At 46.1% G+C, this 17546-nt stretch carries 13 protein-coding genes, 1 tRNA gene and 1 pseudogene; 2 read left to right on the forward strand and 13 right to left on the reverse strand.

What is annotated here, in order from left to right; translation table 11 throughout:
• Nucleotides 1-114 precede the first annotated feature (114 nt).
• The 8 genes from rnr to QF041_RS19790 form a co-directional block, all read right to left on the reverse strand.
• Nucleotides 115-2904 carry a ribonuclease R gene (rnr, locus tag QF041_RS19755; RefSeq protein WP_307415415.1) on the reverse strand — a complete coding sequence of 930 codons (2790 nt, stop codon included), beginning with the start codon at nt 2902-2904 and terminating at the stop codon, nt 115-117.
• Nucleotides 2905-3461: 557 nt separating this feature from the next.
• Nucleotides 3462-3695: a preprotein translocase subunit SecG gene (gene secG / locus QF041_RS19760; RefSeq protein ID WP_062837740.1), complete on the reverse strand. Its 234-nt coding sequence runs from the start codon at nt 3693-3695 to the stop codon at nt 3462-3464.
• 211 nt (nt 3696-3906) lie between these two features.
• Nucleotides 3907-5193 carry a phosphopyruvate hydratase gene (eno, locus tag QF041_RS19765; protein ID WP_062837741.1) on the reverse strand — a complete coding sequence of 429 codons (1287 nt, stop codon included), beginning with the start codon at nt 5191-5193 and terminating at the stop codon, nt 3907-3909.
• A 238-nt stretch (nt 5194-5431) separates the two neighbouring features.
• Nucleotides 5432-6976 (reverse strand): 2,3-bisphosphoglycerate-independent phosphoglycerate mutase, encoded by a 1545-nt coding sequence (gpmI, locus tag QF041_RS19770; RefSeq protein WP_221822440.1) that lies wholly within the window; start codon nt 6974-6976, stop codon nt 5432-5434.
• A gap of 1 nt (nt 6977) precedes the next feature.
• Nucleotides 6978-7730, reverse strand: a complete 753-nt coding sequence (gene tpiA / locus QF041_RS19775; protein ID WP_076216888.1) for a triose-phosphate isomerase — start codon at nt 7728-7730, stop codon at nt 6978-6980.
• A gap of 36 nt (nt 7731-7766) precedes the next feature.
• Nucleotides 7767-8948, reverse strand: a complete 1182-nt coding sequence (locus QF041_RS19780) for a phosphoglycerate kinase (protein WP_307415416.1) — start codon at nt 8946-8948, stop codon at nt 7767-7769.
• Between the two features lie 151 nt (nt 8949-9099).
• Nucleotides 9100-10107: a type I glyceraldehyde-3-phosphate dehydrogenase gene (gap, locus tag QF041_RS19785; protein ID WP_017691243.1), complete on the reverse strand. Its 1008-nt coding sequence runs from the start codon at nt 10105-10107 to the stop codon at nt 9100-9102.
• Between the two features lie 107 nt (nt 10108-10214).
• Entirely contained in the window at nt 10215-11240 is a 1026-nt protein-coding gene (locus tag QF041_RS19790) for a sugar-binding transcriptional regulator (protein ID WP_307415417.1), read from the reverse strand.
• Between the two features lie 426 nt (nt 11241-11666).
• Here QF041_RS19790 and QF041_RS19795 point away from each other — a divergent pair.
• A tRNA-Arg gene (locus QF041_RS19795) sits at nt 11667-11741 on the forward strand.
• 176 nt (nt 11742-11917) lie between these two features.
• Nucleotides 11918-12514: an ATP-dependent Clp endopeptidase proteolytic subunit ClpP gene (clpP, locus tag QF041_RS19800; protein ID WP_017691245.1), complete on the forward strand. Its 597-nt coding sequence runs from the start codon at nt 11918-11920 to the stop codon at nt 12512-12514.
• Between the two features lie 167 nt (nt 12515-12681).
• Here the strand turns inward: clpP and QF041_RS19805 are convergent, their stop codons facing one another.
• The 5 genes and pseudogenes from QF041_RS19805 to QF041_RS19825 all read right to left on the reverse strand — a co-directional run bounded on the left by QF041_RS19805 (nt 12682) and on the right by QF041_RS19825 (nt 17534).
• Entirely contained in the window at nt 12682-13779 is a 1098-nt protein-coding gene (locus QF041_RS19805; RefSeq protein WP_307415418.1) for a stalk domain-containing protein, read from the reverse strand.
• Between the two features lie 388 nt (nt 13780-14167).
• Nucleotides 14168-14920 carry an SIMPL domain-containing protein gene (locus tag QF041_RS19810; protein ID WP_074092967.1) on the reverse strand — a complete coding sequence of 251 codons (753 nt, stop codon included), beginning with the start codon at nt 14918-14920 and terminating at the stop codon, nt 14168-14170.
• A 156-nt stretch (nt 14921-15076) separates the two neighbouring features.
• Nucleotides 15077-15346 (reverse strand): HPr family phosphocarrier protein, encoded by a 270-nt coding sequence (locus QF041_RS19815; protein ID WP_017691248.1) that lies wholly within the window; start codon nt 15344-15346, stop codon nt 15077-15079.
• 255 nt (nt 15347-15601) lie between these two features.
• Nucleotides 15602-16541, reverse strand: a pseudogene (gene whiA / locus QF041_RS19820) (DNA-binding protein WhiA).
• 6 nt (nt 16542-16547) lie between these two features.
• The gene (locus QF041_RS19825; RefSeq protein ID WP_017691250.1) at nt 16548-17534 is read right to left on the reverse strand and encodes a gluconeogenesis factor YvcK family protein; all 987 of its coding nucleotides are present in this window, start codon (nt 17532-17534) and stop codon (nt 16548-16550) included.
• Nucleotides 17535-17546: the final 12 nt, after the last annotated feature.

Genomic DNA, 17546 nt, shown 5'->3' on the forward strand with positions numbered 1-17546 from the left:
TCATTACACCACTTTCAGACTGTGCGAAACAACACACCGGCTGAAGTGACTATTTTCTCCAACGCTTAACCTGGAGGAACGAATTGTAATCCATTTCTCCAAGTTACGTTAGCTTTATTTTTTCTTTTTCCGTACAAAAGCTGCCGTACCATTACCAGCTGCACCTTTGCTCTTCTTCCGCTTGCGTCGTGGTGCTCCACCTTCCTGAGCGCCACCAGGAGTTGCATTTTCTCCAATAAATACGCCGCTTGGCGAAGTGTTTTTGCGTCCACTTCCGCCTTTGCCACCTTTACCGCCGCCCTTGCCGGACTTAAAGCTTCCTTCACCACGACCGCTGCCGCTGTTCAGGCCACTTCCTTGTCCACCGGTTGAACTACTATCCGATCCACCCGATGTAGAGCTATATCCGCCTTTACCTGAGCCAAAACCAAAGCTCAACGCGCCTTTGCCCCGGCCAGTTGATCCACCAGCATCACCAGCACGACGCTCACCTTTTGGTTTGCCACCGCCCTTACCTGCGTAGCCACCAGATGAGCCCGCGCCTGCACTCGCTGCTCCACCGCGACCGCCACGTCCACCTTTGCTGCTTTCTTCCGTTGATCTGCCACCACGGCTGGCTCCAGCACCTGTCGAACTGCCTTTGCCGCCACGTGAACCGCTGAATCCACCTGGTCCACCCTTGGCACCGCCGCGTCCGCCGCCGCTACTAGGACGTCCACCTTTACCGCCACGTCCACCACCGAAGCCGCCAGGACGTTCAGCGCGAGGTTTCATATCCACCATTTCAAAATCAATCGTGTACTCTTCCATGCTTACACGTGCCACACGGATCTTCACTTCATCACCGATACGGAAGACTTTCGAGGTACGTTCACCAATCAGAGCCATATGCTGATCGTCAAAATGGTAATAGTCGTCCGTGAGCGCGCTCAGGCGAATAAGACCTTCAACCGTATTCTCCAGTTCAATGAACATACCAAAGCTGGTCACACTGCTGATCATGCCTTCGAACTCTTCGCCTACTTTGTCGAGCATGTACTCGGCTTTTTTCATTTTCTCCGTATCCCGCTCAGCTTCTACCGCCACACGTTCACGTTCCGAAGACTGCTGCGCAATATCGGACATACGTGCTGCCAAATATTCCTGACGGTTCTCCGGCAAAGCACCATTATTTTCAATGACTTCGCGAATCACCCGATGAATGACAAGATCGGGATAACGACGAATTGGAGAAGTGAAGTGACTATAGAATTCTGCCGCGAGGCCAAAGTGACCTGACATTTCAGAATCATACTTCGCCTGTTTCATGGAACGGAGCATCATCGTACTAATCACGGTTTGTTCTTTCGTTTCTTTGATATCCTCAAGCAACGATTGAAGCGCCCGTGGATGAATTGCATTGCCACGTCCTTTGACCTGGTGTCCAAAATTCGCCGCAAAGGCGAGGAAATTTTGTAGTTTTTCCTGATCGGGATCTTCGTGCACACGATAAATGAACGGAACCTTCAACCAGTGGAAATGCTCTGCCACTGTTTCGTTCGCTGCCAACATGAATTCCTCAATAATTTGCTCAGCAATCGAACGTTCCCGTTTCACGATATCTACCGGTTTGCACTCTGCGTCCACAATGATTTTGGATTCTTCAAAATCAAAGTCAACCGCACCACGGCGCATACGCATAGCACGCAGCTTCAGAGCAATCTCTTTCATCAGATGGAAATCATCTACCAGATCCTTATACCGCTCGAGCAATTCTGGCTCTTCACCTTCAAGGATTTTACGGACGTTGGAATACGTCATCCGCTCTTTGGTTTTGATTACACTTGTGAAAATGTCATGTTTTACAACCTTCATCTGGTCGTTAAACTCCATCTCACAAGACAGTGTCAGACGATCTACCTGTGGGTTCAAACTACAGATCCCGTTGGACAGACGCTGTGGCAACATCGGAATAACCCGATCCACCAGATACACACTGCATCCACGGTTGTAAGCTTCCTGATCAAGCTTGGAATTCTCCTGCACATAATAGCCAACGTCAGCAATATGAACACCCAGACGATAGTTACCGTTAGGCAGCTTCTCTACGTTAACAGCATCATCCAGATCCTTGGCATCTTCGCCATCAATCGTGACAATGTTAAGTCCGCGCAGATCACGGCGACCCTGTTGTACGATCTCCTCATCCGTGATGGAGTCGGGTGCTTTCTCCGCCTCTTCTACCACCTCATCAGGGAAAGCTTCAGGCAACTGATGCTTGCGAATGACGGACAAAATATCAATACCCGGCTCATCCTTATGACCGAGAATCTCGATCACTTCACCCTCGGCTGCCGCACGACCCTCCGGATAGCTGACGATCTTTGCTACGACCTTCTGTCCATCAACCGCCCCAGCAAAGTTGGTACGCGGGATGAAAATATCGCGATTAATCCGTTTGTCATCCGGAATGACAAATCCGTACACCTCATGGCTTTGGAACACACCAACGACTTGTGTCACAGCACGAGTAACAATGCGAACGATCTCACCTTCAAGGCGACCGCCAGAAGGTCCTTGAGACGTGACTTTAACCAATACCGTATCACCATTCATCGCACTCTTCATATCATTGGCATGAATGTATACATCCGGGTGCTCCCGATCCTCAGGAATGAGGAAAGCGAACCCTTTGGCGTGAGCCTGTAAACGTCCACGTACCAAGTCCATGCGCTCTGGCATACCATAGCGATTGTTACGGGTCAGCAAAACTTTACCGGATTCCTCCAGCGTATTAAGCATAATCAAAAAGGCTTTGAAATCAGCTGCATCTTCGATCGCGAAGTGCTGTTCCAACTCCTGATAAGTCATGGGTTTATAAGCGGTCTCCCGCATGAAGTCGAGCAATTGTTGTTCTGTTATCATTAATATATTCACCTCGGGAAACATAAAAGTGTAATCAAGTCTCATCTCTTTATGTATCGGAATTCTTACCATTTTCATGATACATATTGCCGTTGTCGTGTAGAGTGTAGTAGTGCAACCATACTATCTCATACCCTAGTATACACGAATTCAATCCGGACCATCCGTACCTCGCAAAAAAACCACAGTGGCCTGACGCTCCGTTATAATCACGCTTTCACATATCTCTACAGACATTTTATGCGGCACATATACAGTACGCATCTGGAAAAGGACTAGACCCGAAAAATTTTCTGTACACATGACATTCATTATAAGGAGTGAATTCGCGTAACGAATAAGCGAGGGACATACCATGCATGATAGGGGTGTTTCACGCTAAGGAAGGAATTCTGAACAGAAGTTGAGAAGAAGACCGAAATCATGGAGTCTATTAGTCATTGGAAAAGTTTGGACGCGTAAGAATTTATTAAAAAACCCCCGTTTCTCCACGAAACGAAGGTTTATCAATTAAGCCATTAGCTTAAAAGCTATTCATTGCCGTGCTGATCCAAGTCTTACTTGGAAACCACCGTAACAATAATAGACAAAATCATAAATCCTGCACCCAGTACCACCGTTGCACGTTGCAGGAAGAGATCCAATCCGCGCGCTTTCGTTTTACCGAAAAGATGTTCCGCACCACCGGAGATGGCACCCGCCAAACCAGCGCTTTTCCCGTGCTGCAGCAATACTACAGTGATTAGACCGATCGAGAAAACAACGAGCAGCAATTTCAAAGCAATATCCATTCTTTCCACCTCCTACCCATGTGGGCATACATCTCACCATAAAAACAGTTACTTTAATTGTAACATAGCTATGGTTGTACTACAAGTAGTACAGTTTATACAATGCCCTAAATTTCACCATCTGCTCGATCCTTACGTTATGCCATTACATCGTTGCAATAAAAAAGACAAGCCGGTTACCCGACTTGCCTGTAAAAGCTGGATATCCAGCTTATTTTTTAAGGTTGTAGAATCCTTTAAGACCATTGTATTGAGCCAGTTCACCCAGTTGATCCTCAATGCGGAGCAATTGGTTGTACTTCGCGATACGGTCTGTACGGGAAGGAGCACCCGTTTTGATTTGACCAGCGTTAGTTGCAACAGCGATATCAGCGATTGTGCTGTCTTCGGACTCACCGGAACGGTGGGAGATTACAGCTGTGTATCCTGCGCGTTTAGCCATTTCGATTGCATCAAATGTTTCAGTCAATGTACCGATTTGGTTAACTTTGATCAAGATGGAGTTACCGATACCTTCGTCGATACCTCTGCCCAGACGCTCAGTGTTTGTTACGAACAGGTCATCACCAACGAGTTGTACTTTGTCGCCCAATTTCTCAGTGAGCAATTTCCAACCATCCCAGTCATCTTCGGACATACCGTCTTCGATTGTGATGATTGGGTATTTCTCAACCCATGAAGCCAGAAGGTCAACATACTCAGCGGAAGTGTAAGATTTACCTTCGCCAGCAAGTGTGTACTTACCATCTTTGTAGAACTCAGTGGAAGCAACGTCCATACCCAGGAATACGTCAACGCCTGGTTTGTAACCAGCTTTTTCAATTGCTTCGATGATTGTAGTGATTGCTTCTTCGTTTGAACCAAGGTTTGGTGCGAAACCACCTTCGTCACCTACAGCTGTGTTCAAGCCTTTTGAGCTCAATACAGATTTCAGGTTGTGGAAGATCTCTGCGCCTACGCGAAGAGCTTCTTTGAAGCTTGGTGCTCCAACTGGAAGAACCATGAACTCTTGAACGTCGATGTTGTTGTCAGCATGCTCACCACCGTTGATGATGTTCATCATTGGAACTGGCAATGCTTTAGCGTTGAATCCGCCCAGGTAGACGTACAATGGCAGGTCCAGAGCGTCAGCAGCTGCGCGAGCTACTGCCATGGATACAGCCAGGATTGCGTTTGCGCCCAGTTTACCTTTGTTTGGCGTACCATCCAAAGTGATCATCAATTTGTCGATACCCAGTTGATCCAATGCATCCATACCGATAACTTCTGGAGCGATTGTTTCGTTTACGTTTTTAACAGCTTGCAGAACGCCTTTACCGAGGTAACGGGATTTGTCGCCATCGCGAAGCTCAACGGCTTCGTGGGCACCAGTGGATGCACCGGATGGAACGATTGCGCGTCCGATTGCGCCGGACTCCAGGTATACTTCAACTTCTACTGTAGGGTTACCGCGGGAGTCGAGGACTTCGCGAGCGTACACGTCAGAAATAATAGTCATTTGTGATAATCTCCTTTAAATTTGAAATTTTATTTTAATACGTTCAGAACAAACATGTTTCACCAAGCCACTCCGCGTGCAGTACCGTCCTTCGATCGCTGTTATCCCCAAACCTTTGAACTCTTTATAAAAGGTGAGAATTAGGGGATAAAGGCGAGCGCTTCGCTTCTCCAGATCGGTTCTGCCCGCTTCGTTAAAGTGTAACTTAGGTCTTATTCGACAACCTATTAAAATTATATTATTTACGGGTAGAGATAACGGATGTACCTGTCATCTCAGCAGGTTTAGGCAATTGCATCAGGTCAAGGATCGTTGGCGCGATATCTGCCAGGATTCCGCCTTCACGCAAGGTTACATTTGCATCCGTAACGATGAATGGAACCGGGTTCGTTGTATGAGCTGTGAACGGACGTCCTTGCTCATCGAACACCATATCCGCGTTACCATGATCCGCAGTGATCAGTACAACGCCGCCTTTGGCAAGTACTGCATCTACAACACGGCCCATGCACTCATCTGTTACTTCAACCGCTTTGATGGTAGGCTCCAGCATGCCGGAGTGTCCAACCATGTCAGGGTTAGCAAAGTTCAGAATGATGGCGTCATGTTTGTCTGCTTCGATCTCGCGAACACATGCGTCAGCCACTTCATACGCGCTCATCTCTGGTTGCAGATCATACGTTGCAACTTTTGGCGAGTTTATCAGTACGCGAGTTTCGCCCGGAAGCTCCACATCACGACCGCCGCTGAAGAAGAAGGTAACGTGCGGGTATTTCTCAGTTTCTGCAATACGCAGTTGTTTTTTATTGTTCTGTACCAGAACTTCACCCAGGGTGTTGTCGAGGTTTTTCGGCGAATAAGCCACATAACCTTCAACCGTCTCACTGAACAAAGTCAAGCATACAAAGTGCAAGCCCACAGGGAACTTCGGACCACGATCAAAACCGCGGAAATCCTGGTTTGTGAATACTTGCGACAACTGGATCGCACGGTCAGGACGGAAGTTGAGGAAGATAACGGAATCGCCGCTTTCTACCAAACCTACCGGCTCACCATCCGCTTTGACGATAACCGTTGGTTCAACGAATTCATCAAATACGGACTTCTCATACGATTCTTCAACCGCTTTGAGTGGGTCGGTGTATTTTGGTCCATCTCCATAAACGATGGCGCGGTATGATTTCTCAACCCGTTCCCAACGTTTGTCACGGTCCATCGCGTAATAGCGACCTTGAACCGTTGCGATTTTACCTACTCCGACTTCTTCAATCTTAGCGATCAGCTTCTGCATGAAGTCTTTACCACTGTCTGGCATAACATCACGGCCATCCATGAAGGCATGAATATATACATCGTTCATTTCTTCTTTTTTGGCCAGATCCAGCATAGCAAACAGGTGGTCGATGTGACTATGTACGCCGCCATCGGACAACAAACCGTAAAGATGAAGCTTTTTGCCGCTTTGTTTCGCTTCGCGAACAGCTTTGACAAGTGTTTCATTGTCGTAGAACTCGCCGTCACGAATGGATTTGGAGATACGGGTCAAATCCTGGTATACGATCCGGCCGGCACCAATGTTCAGGTGACCTACCTCGGAATTCCCCATTTGCCCTTCTGGCAAACCTACAGCTTCACCGCAAGCAGTGAGTGTTGTATGTGGGAATTGGCTCATGAAACGGTCGTAGTTCGGTTTCTTGGCTTGCGCTACCGCGTTGCCTTCCACCGTGTTACGCAGACCAAAGCCATCCATGATGATCAGTGCTACAGGTTTTGGAGCTGTCATCTTACTTCGCCCCCTCAACAAGCGCGATGAACGAAGCCGGCTGCAAGCTGGCACCGCCAACAAGTGCGCCGTCGATGTCGCTTTGTCCGAGGTATTCTGTTACGTTCTCCGGTTTAACACTGCCGCCGTATTGAATACGAACTGCACTCGCAACCGTCTCGTTGTACAGATCCTTCACCAGCGTACGGATGTAAGCAATAACTTCATTCGCATCTTGGGAAGTGGATGATTTGCCTGTACCAATCGCCCAGATTGGCTCATAAGCGATAACAACTTGTGCCGCTTGCTCTGCAGACAGACCTGCAAAAGCAGCTACTGTTTGCACTTTGCATACGTCTTTTGTTTGGTTCGCTTCACGCTCTTCAAGCGTCTCACCAAGGCAAAAGATTGGAGTCAATCCGTGACGGAATGCTGCATGCAACTTTTTATTAACAGTCTCATCGGTTTCCGCAAAATATTGACGGCGCTCCGAGTGACCAATAATGACATAATCCACACCCAGGTCTTTCAGCATTACACCGCTGATTTCACCTGTGAATGCACCGTTATCTTCAAAGTGAAGATTTTGTGCACCAATTTTGATGTTTGTGCCTTTAACGGCTTCTACCAGGGATGGCAGATTTGTAAACGGTGCGCAGATTACAGTCTCCACGCCTTCAACTTCCGCTTTTCCTTTAACTTCCTGAATGAAGTCATTGGATTCGGAAACCGTTTTGAACATTTTCCAGTTACCTGCGATAATCGGTGTTCTCATGGGTTTCAACTCCTTCATGCTATAGACTACTAAAACTTACTTGTCGTTCAATGCCACTACGCCTGGAAGTACTTTACCTTCCATGAACTCGAGCGATGCACCGCCACCTGTAGAGATGTGGTTCATCTTGTCAGCCAATTTGAACTTCTCAGCTGCTGCTGCGGAGTCACCGCCACCAATTACAGTGTAAGCTTCTGTCTCAGCGCAAGCTTCCGCTACTGCACGAGTACCGTGGGAGAATGGTTCGATTTCAAATACGCCCATTGGTCCGTTCCACACAACCAATTTGGAGTTTTTGATAACGCCAGCATAGATCTCACGTGTTTTAGGACCGATGTCGATGCCTTCCCAATCTGCTGGGATGCCGTCGATGTCAACGATTTGTGTGTTTGCTTTCGCACTGAAATCGTCAGACACTACGATATCTACCGGCAGGTAGAAGTTTTTGCCCAGTTTTTTCGCTTTTTCGATGAAACCGAGAGCAACATCAAGTTTGGAGTCATCCAACAAGGATTGTCCAATTTCATGTCCTTGTGCTTTCAAGAACGTGTAAGTCAGACCGCCACCGATGATCACGTTGTCTGCAATGTTCAGCAGGTTGTCGATTACATCGATTTTGTCCTTAACTTTGGATCCACCAATGATAGCTGTGAAAGGACGCTCAGGGTTGGAGATTGCTTTACCCAACACTTCAAGTTCTTTCTCCATCAACAAACCGGACACTGCTGGAAGCAAGTGAGCGATTCCTTCAGTCGAAGCGTGTGCTCTGTGAGCCGCGCCAAACGCATCGTTAACGAAAACGTCAGCCAGTTCAGCAAATTGTTTTGCGAGTGCTGCATCGTTTTTCTCTTCGCCTGCATGGAAACGAACGTTTTCAAGCAACAATACGTCGCCGTTGTTCAGTTCAGCGATTTGAGCTTTAACAGCGTCACCAACAGAATCGTCAGCTTTAACAACTGTTTTACCAAGCAATTCAGACAAACGCTCAGCTGCTGGAGTCAAACGCAAGGATTCAACCACTTCGCCGTTAGGACGACCCATGTGGCTTGCCAAAATGACTTTAGCGCCTTTTTCAATCAAGAAGTTGATTGTAGGAAGCGTTGCACGAATACGTTTGTCATCTGTAATTTTACCATCTTCGAGCGGCACATTGAAATCTACACGGACAAAAGCCCGTTTTCCTGTCAATTCGATATCGCGTACACTTTTTTTGTTCATCTGTATTTCCTCCGCACCCATGTATTTGGTGGACCAATCAAGAGCTAAAATCCCCTGTCAATCCTGGTGTTTTTGAGAAATTTGCAAAATGTAGATATATAAAGAGCGGAAACAATATAGCATCTGTTTCCGCTCTATGTTATTGCAGATATTACTTAATCATTTTTGCAAAGTGCTCCAAAGTGCGAACCAATTGTGCAGTGTAGGACATTTCATTGTCATACCAAGCTACAGTTTTAACCAATTGTTGGTCGCCAACAGTCAGAACTTTAGTTTGAGTTGCATCAAACAGGGAACCGAAAGTGATTCCTTGGATATCGGAAGATACGATTTCGTCTTCTGTGTATCCGAAAGTTTCTGGATCGGAAGCTTCTTGCATAGCAGCGTTAACTTCTTCAGCAGTTACTTTTTTGTTCAGAACAGTTACGAGCTCAGTCAGGGAACCAGTAGCTACTGGTACACGTTGAGCTGCACCATCAAGGATGCCTTGCAGTTCTGGGATTACCAGACCGATTGCTTTAGCAGCACCAGTTGTGTTAGGGATGATGTTTTCAGCTGCTGCGCGAGCACGACGGAAGTCACCTTTAGGGTGTGGAGCATCCAACGTGTTTTGGTCGCCAGTGTATGCGTGAATTGTAGTCATCAAACCTTGAACGATTCCGAATTTGTCTTGCAGTGTTTTTGCCATAGGTGCCAGGCAGTTTGTTGTGCAAGATGCGCCGGAGATTACAGTTTCAGTACCGTCGAGGATTTCATGGTTTACGTTGTAAACGATGGTTTTCATGTCGCCAGTAGCTGGTGCGGAGATAACAACTTTCTTAGCTCCACCTTTCAAGTGTTTCTCAGCTGCTTCTTTAGTTGTGAAGAAACCAGTACATTCCAGAACGATATCTACGCCCAGGTCGCCCCAAGGAAGTTCTTCCGGGTTACGGTTAGCCAATACTTTAACTTCTTTGCCGTTCACTTTGAAGAAGCCATCGTGTACTTCAACATCGCCATCGAAGCGACCTTGAGTTGTATCATATTTGAGCAAATGAGCGAGCATTTTAGCGTCAGTCAAGTCGTTGATTGCTACTACCTCGATGCCTGCTACATTTTGAATACGGCGGAATGCCAAGCGTCCAATACGTCCAAAACCGTTAATACCTACTTTAATCATGAGTAAGTTCCTCCCAAGTTTTGATTAATTTTTTTATGAAACTTATATATTCAAGACAGACGGTGAAGTCCGTCAAGACAACAATAATTGTAATGCAAAGCAAACACTTATTCCATTTCAGCAACGATGACTTCGGCAGCAGCCTCATCAATAATCAGAATATCTTCCTGACCAAATCGCAACACGGAATGTATAGCAGCAGCTTTGCTTTTGCCACCTGCAATTCCAATCACAACATCGGTTCGTTCAATATCCTGAAGTCGCATACCCAGTGTAAGCATGGTATGTACCACCTTACCCTGATCATTAAAGTAATAACCGAAAGATTCAGATACGGCCCCTTGCTCCTGAAGTTCATCTATAATCTCCGTCGCAAGTTTACGTCTTGTCGCCATCTCTACGGCATCACCAATTCCATGAATAACAATCCGCGATTTCCGAATCAGCTGCAGAATCTCCTGAACACTGGGATCCTGGATTAATGATTCATAGGCATGATCACTAAGCAAATCCGGTACATGCAGGAGTTTGTATTGCGCTCCTACCCGTTTTGCCATTGTGGATGCAATCGTATTTGCCTGAATTTCAAGGCTTTCTCCAAGTCCACCGCGTGCCGGTACGAACCAGACACCTTTGAGCGATGTTGGCGGAGTCAGTTGCTCTGCGACTTCGGCCGTTGTTGATCCGCCAGTAACGGCGACAACGTCGTTGTCACTCATGATATTGCCGAGAGCCTTCGCTCCGGCTCTGCCCAGTTCCCTTTTGGCAAATGGAGAAACGTCCGAATCACCAGGAACCACAACTACCTTTTGCAGACCGTAGGCTTGCTTGATGCGCTCTTCCAGCTCGGATAATCCGAACAACTCTTTGGCTACGGGCTCTAACTGCTGCAGCAAATCATACCCTGCCTCGCTGATCTTCATTCCTGCACTGTCAATTTCAATAAGTCCCTGAGCCTTTAACAGATCGGTCTCAGCCCTCAGAACCCGCTCGGTCATCTGCATGGAATTAGCTAACGTTCTCCGTCCGATCACATCCGATAACATGATATGTTGCAGAATCGTATACCTCTTTTTCAAGATATCCATGAGATCAGGCAGAAGCTGCTTTTGTACTTCTAAAATCGTTCGCATGCTTTCCACTCCCGCAAGTTCTCGTTCTAAGCTCTCTTTCGTGGCCCTAAAACGTCCCGGGTTAACTTTTTAAGTCCCACGTCTATTCTACCTAAAACTGACGTGACATGCAAGTGTTTCAACGTGTTATTTCGACACGCATTCCGCGTTTGTACGCGCCTATTTTCACAATCCTAGACTTCCATGATCAAGGACTAGCTCACGCATACCATATATAGAAGAAACAAATGAATTCAATCTACATATCGCTCAGAATCACATTTCATACGGCATGTCCAAAACCTCTAATAGCATTTACTTAAATGCACTCTTTATCCACTCTTCTTCATCATGATCATTTTTATGTTAATCCAAACCAATACCACAACGAACTGCTTGCAATTAAATATTTCATGAGCTATAATAATTATTGCTGTCACATAATGTGCGCCCGTGGTCCAATGGATATGACGTAGGCCTCCGAAGCCTGAGATCCAAGTTCGATTCTTGGCGGGCGCGCCATTTTTATTTAACAGCTCATAACCCATTTAACCAATGAAACCGGAAAGGTTTCTTTTTTTTGCAAGTTAGTTTGACTTTCTTTGACTTTTTGTTTGGAATTGTTTATTATGTGGGTAATACGGTAACAGTTTAAGTATAAACACCAATAACATTTACATTCCGAGGAGGTTTTTCACGTGAGTTTTATTCCAATGGTCGTTGAACAGAGCAACCGGGGGGAGCGCGCCTACGACATCTACTCCAGATTGCTGAAGGATCGTATTATTTTCCTTGGTAGCGATGTTAATGACGTAGTGGCTAATGCCATTATGGCACAGATGTTGTTCCTGGCTGCGGAAGATCCGGAGAAAGACATTCACTTATACATCAACAGCCCAGGCGGATCGATTACAGCCGGTATGGCCATTTACGATACAATGCAATTCATCAAACCGGATGTATCTACCATCTGTGTAGGTATGGCCGCTTCCATGGGTGCATTCTTGTTGAATGCCGGTGCAAAAGGTAAACGTTTTGCATTGCCTAACAGTGAGATTATGATTCACCAACCACTTGGTGGTGCTCAAGGTCAAGCTTCCGACATCGAAATTCGTGCTCGCCGCATCCTGAAAATGCGTGATACCTTGAACCGCATCATCTCTGAGCGTTCAGGTCAACCGCTGGAGCGGATTGAGAAAGATACAGATCGTGACTACTTCATGAGTGCTGCTGAAGCCGCCGATTACGGTATCATTGATAAAGTTATTGAAAACGTAGGTTCCCAAGGCATCTAAGTGTGACGCAGACCACGGTCTACGCGCTAACATAATCAACACCTAACGTAATCAGCAACACCTCATTGTGTTGTCTATACGGGAAGAAGCCCTCATCATAATTATGATGAGGGCTTCTTTTTTTATTTTATAAGAAAGATAACTTAAGAGTGCATAATAATGATTCGTTATTTGGTTCCAGTTACATTACTGAAAGGTTCTGTGCCTTTAGGGAGAAGCTCTTTATACGTAAATGGCATTTCAGGAAATCCCTCTGCGTATGCCGTATATTCATACAACTGGAAGAACACAACTACACCCGTTGGTGTCACATAGAAATCTTGATCTTTATTCAATCCTTTGTAACCGTCGAGGTACCCACCGCGGGCTTTCAGTTGCTCACCCACTTTTTTACTCAACGTTTCGCGCATGGTTTTGTTATTTTGCAGCACATCATCCAACGTAAGCTCCTTGCCTGTGTCCAGTGCAAAGGTATGGCCCGTACGGTATGTCATCCCATGAGCGCCAGCATAATCCTCATATCGTTGTGTAATGAGTCCCAGCACGCCTTTTTCGTTGTACGTCACGACATAAGAGCTCTCAAATGCATATGGACGGTTGGCTGTTGCACCGCCGAATTCAGATGTCTGTTTCTTGAAGTCAGCTACATAAGCATCCACTTCGTCTTTCAACACTTTGTTGATCGCTGCTTCAGCTTCTTTGCTGGCAAGTCCACTTACCTGTGGATATTGAACATCTACTTCAGCATTTTTTACAGTGACATTGACTGTTGCCGCTTTAATTTTTACGTTATTTTGTTTCACCTTGCTGAGTGTCAACGTTTTGGTTTTGGCATCCCAATTCCCCTGTACACCCAGATAATCTCTCATTGCCGAGAATGGAATATACAATCTGCCGTTGATCAGCTTTGCGTCCACTTGAGGATAATAGTTGTTAATTCGAACACTCGGCTCGCCATCCAATAGGCTGATCGTCATCGTGTTATTGGCTGCTGTCAAAGCGTACTCTTTGGTTTTCCCATCATATTTCAGCGTTCCACCTGCCACATCTTTAACTGCCGTAAGAGATACCCAAGTTGAGCCACCTTGAAGAAGTCCTTTTTGAGTCAGTGTTTTTCCACCCGATTTCAGAGTTACCTCAGCCGGGGTTGTCACTTTCGAGGATACCGATGCTGCCTGAACCGAACTGTCCTGCCACACCGAACCGCTACCTACAATAATTCCTGCTGCAAGCAATGCACTTGTCCATTTTTTCCATGATGTCATATATAAAACTCCTCTCTGAATTCACAATTAGGGATCATTGCGTATGTAATCCTGACCTGATCGCATATCTCATACGCTCACCTCTCTATTATAATTAACCCGAATTCGGAAAGGTTTACAGCTCGAGTTACAATGTTGATGAATATCAGACCGAAAATATAACGGGATATGACCTTTTTGTCACGAACAACTATACAAAAAAGATACCAATATACAGCATTTCATGTTGCTTCAAAAAGGTACCCTCCTATCTAACTTCATCAAAGTTTGCTTTTCCAACAAAAAAAGACTCTGTCCACAGGACAAAGTCTTTGTCATTATTTCGTTGTACCCTTCAAATGATACTTGATAAGGTTACTTGAGCTTACAATCCTTAGTTCGATCTTGTTTATTTCATTTCATACGTGATATTCAGGATTGTGCTTACTTTAACCTGGCCTGTTTCAATCTCAGTGCCACCTGCTGTATCTTGTGCTTTGGACATCAACGCCTCGCTTGCATAGAATACAGGCACATTGGCATCACCTTGGCTCACGGAAAGAACAGCACCTAGTTGACGTTTAACTGCTTTTGCAATGGCGCCAGCTTTCACATCTGCATTGGCAACAGCTTTTTCAATCACTTGGGACTCATAACTTTCCGGATTTTCTACAGTAAAGCGCACGTTTTCAATATTGTTTGCACCCGCCCCCGAAGCAGCATCGAGCAATTCGCCAATCTTGTCCATCTCACGATATGTGACTGTCAGCGTATGATGCGCTGTATATCCTTTAATTTGTTGTCCGTCTTTTTCGCTATACGTATAGTTGGGTTGTACAGAGAACTGACTCGTTTGAATGTCGTCTGCACTGATCTTCCACGTATTCTTCAGCAAATTGGATACCTTTTGAACTTTGGCAGCATTCGCTTTTTGAGCAGATGCAGCTGTCTCTGCAGTACTGTTCACACCAATGGACAGATAAGCGATATCAGGCTTCACCTGAATCTCACCTTTACCCACAACATTAATCACATTCTGTTGTACTCCCTGAACCTCTGCAGCGTAAGCATAGTTGCCTGGTGCAACCCATGCTGTTCCTCCAACAAGCAACGTACTTGCCACCAGCACCGCACCAAACGGTTTCATCCATTGTTTACCCATCACGATAGCCTCCTTATGTGTTAACATCTCAAACTTTAAACGATTTGATACCTTAACAGACGGGACAAATTCCATAATGTTGCACTTGACGATAGCATAAACGTGAAAAACGCAAAAAAGCCCCTTTCGGGGCTTCTTCATTGGATTGATCATATCTTATTGGTTTTCAAGCTCTTCCTTGCTTACCAGACTAACTAAAGCGTTTACAGCCTGTTCGGCATCCGCGCCTTCTGCACTAATCTGGATTTCCGTACCTGTGCTAATTGCAAGGCTCATGATCCCCATGATACTTTTTGCATTAACTTTTTTGTCGTCCTTCTCGACGAACACTTCAGACGAGTACTTATTCGCTTCTTGAACGAACAGTGCCGCAGGTCTGGCATGGAGACCCGTTTTCAAACGGACAACTACCGGGTGCTTTGTCATGGAAACTTACCCCCTATTATGAAATCTGGACATTAAATACACAATTATATTTATACAACATTATACCATTAACCCGTGCAGGACACTAGAAGAAAAAACTCAGGGTGCTTTGACGGACGTTATCTTGCCCTAATTTCATCTTTTGCACAGCGCATCCAACGACCCAAGTAAGTCTTCTAGATCCTTAACGGTTGACTTTCCCGACCTTTCTGTTCAGCAGAAACAGCCGACCTTGTTACTTTACCCTACTCCGTCTTAACCATAACGTTCTGTGCGTACTTTCTCAGCCAGCTCATCAATTTTACGAAGCCGATGGTTCACTCCCGACTTGCTGACTGTACCTTTAAGGAGCTCGCCAACTTCCTTCAAGTTGATATCCGGATGAGCGAGTCGAACCTCCGCCACTTCGCGAAGCTTCTCAGGCAGCGATTCCAGACCAACTTCCTTTTGTAACAACCGGATATTATCGATTTGTCTTACCGCAGCTCCAATGGTTTTATTCAGGTTGGCGGTCTCACAATTGACAATCCGGTTAACGGAGTTACGCATGTCTCGCATAATTCGTACATCTTCAAACTTGAACAAAGCCTGATGAGCACCAATGATGCTGAGCAGCTCAATGATTTTCTCGCCTTCCTTAATGTATAGGATGAATCCTTTTTTCCGTTCTATACACCGTGCATTCAGATGAAATTCATTGGCCAGGTCAACCAGTGCCTGACAGTGCTCTTCATACATGGACGCAATCTCCAGATGGTACGAGGAACCTTCCGGATTATTAACCGATCCACCAGCCAGAAATGCAACCGCGAAGATAGGCCCGTTTACAACAGTTCTGCTGAAATAACTCCGTATTGATCCCTGGCGTAAACAGAAAACCTTCCGATACAATATGAAGACTGTTGAGAATCTCCTGTACCATGGTTGGAATACGAACAATATATACATTGTTCTTTTTCAGCCGCATTTTTTTGCGGACCAGTAATTCCGTATGCACTTGAAAATGCTTTTTAAGCAGAGAGTATGCCCGTCTTGCAATGGCGGCATTCTCCGTCGAAATATCCAAGATCACTTTTTTATTCGATAACTGCACTGCACCAAGCATACGGATGAGGGCTGAAAGTTCCGCCTTTTCGCAGCACGGTTCGCTCTCGATCATGGTTAGCTCTTTTTTGGTCTGTGCTGCAAACGACATGGGACTTCACCTCTTCCGTAACATCCAATTTTGTACCAGTTGGTAGATGTGATGACTCAACTTGTCGGCATCATGACGCAGATAGGTTTTGAACAGAACAAGGGTATCTGCAACCACCTGATAGCCGGCACTTTCGAGTACATTCATATCCAGTACAACCGGTTTTGCTCCTTTTTCCGCATACTTATTTTGCACTTGCAGCGGAATATCACCATTATTTACGATAACATAGTCGAAGAGCTGATGACCTATATGCTCGTGTACCGCCTTAAGATGGTCACTTACCGTATAGTTATCAGTTTCTCCCGGCTGTGTCATAACATTACAGATAAACATCTTCACTGCATCAGCCTCTACCACAGCCTCAGCCAGCTTAGGTACGAGCAGATTGGGAAGGATGCTTGTATAGAGGCTGCCTGGCCCGATCAGAATGGCGTCAGCTTGACGAATGGCCTCTACTGCCTCTGGCAACGGCTCCACGTGATCCGGTTCAAGGAAAACACGTTTGATGCGTCCACCCGCCTCAGGGATTTTGGACTCACCTGTAATAATTGTCCCATCTTCCATCTCCGCATGCAACACAACGGCCTGCCCTGCTGCTGGCAATACCTCACCTCGAACGGCAAACACGCGGCTAAGCTCCCGCACTGCGGTCACAAAGTCGCCCGAAATATCCGTCATTGCAGCCAAAATCAAATTCCCCAAGCTGTGGCCTGCAAGCCCCGCGCCTGTATTGAAACGGTACTTCAACATATCTGAAAGCAATGGTTCTACATCAGCCAGTGCCGTAAGCACGTTGCGAATGTCGCCCGGAGGCGGCATTTGTAGCTCATTGCGCAGGATGCCTGAACTTCCACCGTCATCTGCAACTGTGACGATGGCCGTGATATCCAGCGGCTTCTCTTTCAAACCGCGCAACATCACGGATAATCCGGTTCCGCCGCCCATTACAACTATTCTCGGACGTTCTCTTCGTGGTCCGGCCTCTTTCATCCCTTCACCCTC

Source organism: Paenibacillus sp. W2I17, from assembly GCF_030815985.1.
In the GTDB taxonomy this organism is placed as follows: Bacteria; Bacillota; Bacilli; order Paenibacillales; family Paenibacillaceae; genus Paenibacillus.